The 7,233-nt window shown below is 40.6% G+C and carries 10 protein-coding genes; 6 read left to right on the top strand and 4 right to left on the bottom strand.

Going from position 1 to position 7,233, the window contains the following annotated elements; translation table 11 throughout:
- Nucleotides 1-160: 160 nt before the first annotated feature.
- From L5M38_RS23435 to L5M38_RS23420, 4 genes are all read right to left on the bottom strand, one after another.
- Complete coding sequence (locus L5M38_RS23435) at nucleotides 161-379, bottom strand: hypothetical protein (protein WP_263180467.1); 219 nt, start codon at nucleotides 377-379, stop codon at nucleotides 161-163.
- A 2-nt stretch (nucleotides 380-381) separates the two neighbouring features.
- Nucleotides 382-687, bottom strand: a complete 306-nt coding sequence (locus L5M38_RS23430) for a hypothetical protein (protein ID WP_263180466.1) — start codon at nucleotides 685-687, stop codon at nucleotides 382-384.
- 22 nt (nucleotides 688-709) lie between these two features.
- A complete protein-coding gene (locus L5M38_RS23425; protein ID WP_263180465.1) occupies nucleotides 710-1,000 on the bottom strand; it encodes a hypothetical protein in 291 nt (96 codons plus the stop codon).
- 375 nt (nucleotides 1,001-1,375) lie between these two features.
- Nucleotides 1,376-1,570: a hypothetical protein gene (locus L5M38_RS23420; protein ID WP_263180464.1), complete on the bottom strand. Its 195-nt coding sequence runs from the start codon at nucleotides 1,568-1,570 to the stop codon at nucleotides 1,376-1,378.
- Between the two features lie 130 nt (nucleotides 1,571-1,700).
- Between L5M38_RS23420 and L5M38_RS23415 the strand changes: the two genes are divergently transcribed.
- The 6 genes from L5M38_RS23415 (at nucleotide 1,701) to L5M38_RS23390 (ending at nucleotide 6,941) form a co-directional block, all read left to right on the top strand.
- The gene (locus tag L5M38_RS23415) at nucleotides 1,701-2,978 is read left to right on the top strand and encodes a phage/plasmid replication protein, II/X family (protein ID WP_263180462.1); all 1,278 of its coding nucleotides are present in this window, start codon (nucleotides 1,701-1,703) and stop codon (nucleotides 2,976-2,978) included.
- Nucleotides 2,979-2,988: 10 nt separating this feature from the next.
- On the top strand, nucleotides 2,989-3,294 hold the full coding sequence (locus L5M38_RS23410) for a G5P family DNA-binding protein (RefSeq protein ID WP_263180461.1): 306 nt from the start codon (nucleotides 2,989-2,991) through the stop codon (nucleotides 3,292-3,294).
- 401 nt (nucleotides 3,295-3,695) lie between these two features.
- Nucleotides 3,696-3,932: a major coat protein gene (locus L5M38_RS23405; protein ID WP_263180459.1), complete on the top strand. Its 237-nt coding sequence runs from the start codon at nucleotides 3,696-3,698 to the stop codon at nucleotides 3,930-3,932.
- Nucleotides 3,933-3,946: 14 nt separating this feature from the next.
- Nucleotides 3,947-5,392, top strand: a complete 1,446-nt coding sequence (locus tag L5M38_RS23400; RefSeq protein ID WP_263180458.1) for a hypothetical protein — start codon at nucleotides 3,947-3,949, stop codon at nucleotides 5,390-5,392.
- A gap of 5 nt (nucleotides 5,393-5,397) precedes the next feature.
- Nucleotides 5,398-5,739 (top strand): hypothetical protein, encoded by a 342-nt coding sequence (locus L5M38_RS23395; protein ID WP_263180457.1) that lies wholly within the window; start codon nucleotides 5,398-5,400, stop codon nucleotides 5,737-5,739.
- Nucleotides 5,739-6,941 (top strand): zonular occludens toxin domain-containing protein, encoded by a 1,203-nt coding sequence (locus L5M38_RS23390; protein ID WP_263180456.1) that lies wholly within the window; start codon nucleotides 5,739-5,741, stop codon nucleotides 6,939-6,941. Before L5M38_RS23395 ends, L5M38_RS23390 begins: the two co-directional genes overlap by 1 nt.
- Nucleotides 6,942-7,233 lie beyond the last annotated feature (292 nt).

Below are 7,233 nucleotides of genomic sequence, written 5' to 3'. Positions count from 1 at the left end.
CTGCGCACAATGTATAGACGGCATTATGTTGAACTGCTGCCCCTGTCATAATGCGCAAGCGACAGGGGACGGTCGTAGACCGAGTTTAATATAATCCGCATTGTGCGCGGTTTTTTGCTATCACTATTCTTTCCTTTCATTTCACTATTGCTATCAAAAATCACTTGCCGGTTTTGATTTTTGCTATCTCTTTCTCTTTTAGTTTTATCTCTTCTTCCATTCCTTTAACCCTTCTAAATTTGCTATCGTTCTCTATAATCTCTTTACCGTTTTCAATCATGTACAGCACGAATCCTGCTTTAGTCGCTTGCTCTGTAATTGACATAAGTTCCTCTAGCCTTTTTTCTTGGTCTTCTGTCACTCTAACTGTAAATGCCATGCTTATATCTCCGTGTAAGTCCATTTTCCGTTGTTGTATATCATAACGTTGTCGTAGTCGTCGTATGCCCACTTAGTTAAGTCTAGGAACTCTGCAATTTTTTCAGCTACATCTTTATCTAAAGAAAAATTAACTCCTTTCAATCCTGTTTCTAATAAAAATAATTCATCCTCTTCATTCCAATATATGCTTAAATCTTTGATTTTTGAATATATTATCATGTGTTTGCTTACAACGATTCTTGCTTCTGGAACTCCTTCGAATTCGCTTTTTTCTATCTCTAGACCGTCTATGTTTAGTGTTTCCATTTTATCCGCCTTTTGCTATCAGTTAGTGTTCGCCATTTTTGAATACAACAACATTGTCATATTCGTCATATTTCCACTTAGTTAGGTTTAGGAACTCTGCAATTTCTTCGGCTACTGCTTTTTCTAAGAACAGACTTGCTCGCTCTATGCCTGTTAATAACATGTATGATTCATCATCTTCGTTCCAGTACATGCTCATTTTTTCTATTTTTGTGTGTAATGCTAAATGCTTGCTAATTTCTATTCTTGCTTCTGCAACTCCCATAAATTCACTTTTTTCAATTACTAAACCGTCAACTTTTAGTGTTTCCATTTTATCCGCCTTTTGCTATCAGTTAGTGTTCTTTCTATGTATTAATGATAGCAAAATTACAGATATAGTCAAGCAAAATGATAGCAAAATAATAAAATATTTTGCAAAATGCTATCTTTTTTGGGGATTATTAAGGGGATTTATCCCCTTGATGGGAGCGGAGCGGGGCGCTTTTGCGGGAACGTATAGCGCCTCCGTCTGTCATCGTTTGATTTTGTAACAGCTTCAAAATCGCTGACATTCGTCCTGCCAAGCCGCTTTTTTTACTTTTAGCGACTGCCAAGCTTCATTTGTATACATCAATCAAAGCCCGAAGGGCTGAGTCCACATACTTTAACAGTGGACTCTACTCTCATTTTGAGAGTTTCGCTAAAACTATACCGATTTCAACTTTTCTTTATCCTTCAAATCCTTCACCGCATCTTTTAGATAGTTATCAATTAGATAGTGAACTATTACCGAAGGTTTCACTGGCTTTCTTGTCGCGATAGTAATTTCTACAGCGGCATCCTGCAAAGCTGTCTTTCTGTCTCCATTGATAGCTACCGTTGTGTCATTTCTCTTTGTCATTTTTGCAGATTTCTCCAGTTATACCTCATGACAATATACAACATTTAATAAATTTCTTTCATCCGTGTTTACATGTAATAAATCTTGGCATATAGTTCGTCCATTGTTATTTTAATCGTGTATACATGTAATGATTGATTTGTTCCGCATTGAGATACCATTCCATCAAGATTACGTTATCGGTGACACGGTTTCAGACCGCATTTCCGGCATCGTTTGCTTGAAAGAATGTCTTATGCGGGGCGTTCGTATCGAAGCGGGCAACGTGATTTACAACGATGGTCAGTTTGATTATGAAACACTGCGCCATCCTTACGAATCTATCCCTTCTAGCTGGTCAACACTGAGTTTTAAAATTCATGCAGGCGGCCCTACTTACTGGCCTTTTGTTGAAATTAAAGCTAGTCCAGCAAAGCTACTCCAAGGTCATAACGTTTTCGGCTCTGATGATGCCAGATTGTGCGTAGAGGCTCTTGTTACAACATTTTCCGTTGGCATGCCTCGCTTATCTGAAATGCTTGATTTTTACAGCGCCCAGATAAAGCAAATCGACTGCACTTTTACCGCTCACTTATCGAGCGAAAGTGAAGCCAGAAATGCTATTCACGCCCTTAGAAATCTTTCGTCCGGTCAGACACGCTCAAGCAAATCATCACACGATACTACTGCCTACTGGGGCACAAAAAATTCTAATGGCGGCAAAGCAGCATCCCGCCATAAGCAACTAAAAGCGTACTTAAAACATTTCGAGCTACAGCAAGCAATTAAAGACACGCAAGACAAATTTAAGCGAACCAAGGCAGACGTATACCAACGCCAGCTTGAAGCAATGCAAAGCCCAGAGGTTTTGGCTTTCGCTAACAATTCACTCCGCTTTGAAGCATCTATCATGCCTCGCATGTTAAAGCGTCTCGGCTTCCCTGTTCGGGTCGGTGATTTTGTTCAGCATTGTGAAGATATGGCCAAGCGTCACTGCCCAATTCAATACATGTGGTGGCATGCGTGGGAAGACATATTTAAAACGTTCGAGGGTAATCAAGTGAACATATATAACGATGACGAAGTTAGAGATGCTCTCAGAGCGAATTATCAAACCGTTTCTTCAAAGGGTAAGGTTAGCTACGCCAAGGCCGATAGGTTGTTTCGCTTTGTTCGTAGCCTGAAAAATGAGGGCTGGGATGAGGTTAAGGCTACCACTCCAGAACCTACTTTTTATCGCGTCCTTTCAGAAATCAACAAGGTAATCCCTCGCGCTTACTTACAGAATTTGCAGGCTCACGCAGCCTCAAATGTCGTGCCGCTAATCAGAATGATTAACGTCGACTTTACCAAGCAACATCCGCAGAACTGGCAAGAGCCAAAACCACTATACAAGCAATTTAGAGAAGGCTTACGTGCTGTAAGCTAAGGAAAAAATCATGTTAAAAATCGAATTAGATGCTCAAAACTGCCAGCTTCAAAAAAAGACATTTGAAGCTAAAGAGGGTAAACCCGCTCGCACTATCTATTGGCAAGTTGGCTATATGTACACAGGCGGCCGCTATCCAGTTGAAGTGCAAATCCCTTTGGCTGAGGGCGTTCCTGCATATCCCGCTGGTATCTATTTTATGCATCCAATTAGTTTTCAGGCTAATAAATTTAATAAGCCTGAAATCAACCCTTTTGAAGTGACTCTCGCGCCTTGGTCTGAGCTTGATTCTCTTCTTGGCCGAAAATCCGCATAAGGATAATTAGTCATGGATGACTTAATAGGTTTTTGGTTTTGTTCATGCTGTAAACAGGTTTATCACTCTGATATTCATCAGCCTGTTAATCAGTTCGGTAATGATTTATTTGAATGCGCTCTCTGTGATGTTGTTAATCACGAAAGCACATTAAGCGAGGCACCATGCCTTATTTAAACGAATTACTTTTAGCTTTGCTCATTGTTATTCCATTCGCTATCGGATGGGGGAATGGTGAATCATGGAAATAGAATTAACTTTTTGGCAATCAATTAATATTGATTTCCTAATGGAATTAGTTGGGCTTGGTTTGTTCAGCTATGCGCTCGGATATGCAATCGGCTACAAAATGTATGCATTTAGATTGTTTGTCCATACTTCAACCTAAAGGGGTGTTAAATATGAAAATCCGCAATATGTGTAAAAAATATGGTTCAAAAATCGCATTAGGCTCTACTGCATTCTTAGGTTCTATCGCTGTCGCTCATGCTGAATCAGATGGTGCCTCTGCTGTATTTACTGCGTTAGGCGCTAAAGTTACTGCGTATGAAGGTTATGCGTGGACATTAGTCGGTGTCGTTTTCACCGCTGTTATTGCAATTAAGTTGTTTAAGAAATTCGCTAACAAAGCGACCTAATAAGGGGTTCTGTCATGAAAGGGCTGTTTTTAGCTTTTGGGCTGATAGCAGCCCTTTTTATTTCAAATAATGTGCAAGCGAGTATTTATGATACTGCTACTTATCAAGCGCCTAAATCGACCTCGACTCAAGTGGGTGAATGTAAACATCTTTATGGTGGTATTGGTACTGTTTTAAATATGACTTTAGATTCTTGTATTTCTTCTGCTTCATCCTCTTTTCTTTCTTCTAAACCTGATATTCCAGTTGTTGGTTCTATTTATGACACTGTTTCAGGTACAACTCACACATTGAAATTCAATTATAAATATCCTCAAGGTAGTTCTGGTACTATAGTTGCTGGTTACTGGAGTTATCCCAAAGATATATCATCTTTATCTTGCCCTCCTGATAACTACCCTAATTACACGTTCGAGCGTGATACAAATAACGACGGTAAAATTGACCAATGTTATGACCCGCGTGAGCTAGATAATGTCTCTAAATGCTCCGATTTGTTTAATTCAGGCTCCATGCTTTCAACGGGCAATAATATTGCTCCATTAGTTTGTAAAGAGTTCGAAGACGGTTCTCGCTGTGCGTTCTCTCGTGTCAACCAAGGCACAACACCTTATTACCAACCGAATCTTGAAGTCGGCTGTTTTGGTGATGGCAATCCCATCCCTAAATATGAGCCTAGCCCCAATGACCCACAGCCGCAGCCTGAACAATGCGTTCCATATGCTGGCGGCTACGCTTGCGCGGCTGACCCCAAGAACTACTGTTCAAGTGAGTTTGAATGTGTTGACGGCTGCGGTTATTTTAATAAGCAGTTTATTTGTTTTCGCGATGAACAATGCACTGGCGCTTCATGCTCTCCCGCGCCTGTCGACTGCACAACCGTTCCTGATGCTCCCGTTTGTAAAGACCAGGCGACAACGCCTCAACCTAGTTTCTGTGAGAAGAATCCCACAGTTCAAAGTTGTCAAAGCGGTTCTAATTTCTGTAAAAAAAACCCGTTAGCCCCTAGCTGTCAATTGGGTGGTGATAATGGCGGTGGTACAGGTGGCGGTGGTGTGGGCGGTGGCGGTTCTGATTTTACTCTCGATTATGAAAAGTTAATCAGCGGCATGAAAGATGCTGCTAAATCTTTGATAGATGAATCACCAATTCCTGAAAATTCAGAAATGGACAAATCACTTGATGACGAAAACAAAGCCATTAAGTCAGATTATGATAACTTTTTAGAAAATGGCGTTTTCAATGAAATTAAATCAACTTCACAAAGAACAATTTTCTCTAGTTTAGAAAACATTTTTCCTAGCGGCTCTTCAAATTGTTCATTCGATTTTGGTGAGTTCAATATAGAAATTTGCTCATCTGCTGAGAAAATACGCTCTCTCTTATATTGGGTTTTTGCAATTTTAACGCTAATATATTTGAGGCATTTATTCTATTCAACTATTCCAACTAATAGGTAAATAAAATGGTTCCTGCATTACTTGGTATCCCAGCCGTTGTTGCATTAATCCAGCGTATTGTTACTGCTGTAATGATTTATTTTGCAACTAAGCGCGTTTTAAAAATTGGTTTCGCGTTAACTTTTATCGGGTTGTTTAGCGCGGGTCTTACTGAGCTTTATGATAAATTCGAGGGCTGGGCAGGGGAGTTGTTAGTATCTGCACCTCCTGAACTTGCTGCCGCTGGTCTTTTTTTGCCTTCTAACACTGGTCTTTGTGTCAGTATTATTCTTTCTGCTGAGGCTTTCTGTGCCATGTTTACTATTGGCGGTTATATTCTTGAGAAACAATGGGAGGTTGTAAAATAATGGCCGTTTATGTGGTTACAGGTAAACTAGGTTCTGGCAAAACACTTGTTGCTGTTTCGCGTATTCAAGAATATTTAAATCAGGGGCGCATGGTCGCAACTAATTTAAATTTAAATTTGGAATATTTAATTAATCCATTCGCTAAAAATAGTCGCGTAATACGTGTAAGCGATAGGCCAACTGCTGAGGAGTTGGACGCTCTGCCGACTCCATACGAGGGCGATTATTCTGAAAATAAAAGCGGTCTTTTAGTTTTCGATGAATGCGCCACTTGGTTTAACTCTAGAACGTGGAATGATAAAGGGCGCACTGGTTTAATCAATTGGCTGTTACACGCTAGAAAATTAGGCTGGGATATTATTTTCATCATTCAAAACGTCTCAATGATGGACAATCAAGCCCGGGAGGGCTTTGCGGAGCATGTTGTTCATTGTCGACGTTTAGATAGATTGTCTATTCCATTCGTCACATGGTTTTTTAGGATGGGCGGTCTTAATGTTCGCCCACCAAAATTACACTGGGGCATTGTTAAATATGGCTCCAGTGATTCTTCTCCAGTCATTGAAAAATGGGTTTATACAGGCACAGCCCTTTATAACGCATACGACACGCGGCAAGTTTTTTCAGAGGGTTCTTGCGGTATGCATTCAATGTTACCGCCTAACACTATCTACGGGAGATATACCAATGCACGCGAACATACCAAGCGTCGATTTAACGGTTCCGTCAATAAACTACTCGGCAATGCTCAACCTCGCGCGGCCTTTTTTATTGGCCTGCTCTTGGCTTCTGTAGCATGGTACTTGATTCCATCCAATACCGTAGCAGCCACAGAACAGGGGCAGGCCAAACCACAATCAGAAACAAAAGCCGATACAAAATCACAACCAACTTCACCGCTTGAAGGCGTTTCAATTACAGCTAGTGTTAAGGGTACTAATTCGTTTCTTTACGTTTTTCAGCGTGGTGATGATGTGTTTTATCCTGAGCACCTCGATTACCAAGTTAGATTTATTTCTGAATGTAAAGCGGCTCTCATTCGTGGTAAATCCGTTGACTATGTTACCTGTGCGCCTTTTGTATCTTCGAGTGAAGCGCCACAGCCCCTTGAGGGAGCTGCGGCGCCACGAGAAGATCATGACGCAATAATCGCTAGTAATGTATCATCTAACAAATCAGATACACTCACAGCCAGCAACTAACCTAAACGGGGTAATCATGGACTTTGATAAAATCGTCTCAAAATATTGGCCTCATTTCGCTATTGCGATCATTGCTTTCAGTCTTGGGTACTCCATTGCATATTTTGATGCAATGGAGGTTATGGCTAATTTTCAAAGTCTTTGCAAATCGCCTTTTTCTTTTAACTAGGGGTTTCTATGCCGTCACTCTGGGGTTACATAATTAAGCCAGCTCTTTTGGGCGCATCAATATTTGCTATTGGTTTAGTCGTTATTGTTTTGCTATTTAGTCCTAACTAAAACTGCGCACAAT

Origin of the sequence: Shewanella sp. SM101 (assembly GCF_025654465.1) — a bacterium.
Taxonomy (GTDB): domain Bacteria; phylum Pseudomonadota; class Gammaproteobacteria; order Enterobacterales; family Shewanellaceae; genus Shewanella; species Shewanella oncorhynchi.
Note: the sequence above shows the minus strand (reverse complement) of the source record. Positions and strands in the feature narration are given on the sequence as shown.

What these genes read in the sequence shown, in the direction of transcription:
- L5M38_RS23435 (WP_263180467.1), bottom strand. Translation starts at nt 379, where the DNA reads ATGGCATTTACAGTTAGAGTGACAGAAGACCAAGAAAAAAGGCTAGAG.
- L5M38_RS23430 (WP_263180466.1), bottom strand. Translation starts at nt 687, where the DNA reads ATGGAAACACTAAACATAGACGGTCTAGAGATAGAAAAAAGCGAATTC.
- L5M38_RS23425 (WP_263180465.1), bottom strand. Translation starts at nt 1,000, where the DNA reads ATGGAAACACTAAAAGTTGACGGTTTAGTAATTGAAAAAAGTGAATTT.
- L5M38_RS23420 (WP_263180464.1), bottom strand. Translation starts at nt 1,570, where the DNA reads ATGACAAAGAGAAATGACACAACGGTAGCTATCAATGGAGACAGAAAG.
- L5M38_RS23415 (WP_263180462.1), top strand. Translation starts at nt 1,701, where the DNA reads ATGATTGATTTGTTCCGCATTGAGATACCATTCCATCAAGATTACGTT.
- L5M38_RS23410 (WP_263180461.1), top strand. Translation starts at nt 2,989, where the DNA reads ATGTTAAAAATCGAATTAGATGCTCAAAACTGCCAGCTTCAAAAAAAG.
- L5M38_RS23405 (WP_263180459.1), top strand. Translation starts at nt 3,696, where the DNA reads ATGAAAATCCGCAATATGTGTAAAAAATATGGTTCAAAAATCGCATTA.
- L5M38_RS23400 (WP_263180458.1), top strand. Translation starts at nt 3,947, where the DNA reads ATGAAAGGGCTGTTTTTAGCTTTTGGGCTGATAGCAGCCCTTTTTATT.
- L5M38_RS23395 (WP_263180457.1), top strand. Translation starts at nt 5,398, where the DNA reads ATGGTTCCTGCATTACTTGGTATCCCAGCCGTTGTTGCATTAATCCAG.
- L5M38_RS23390 (WP_263180456.1), top strand. Translation starts at nt 5,739, where the DNA reads ATGGCCGTTTATGTGGTTACAGGTAAACTAGGTTCTGGCAAAACACTT.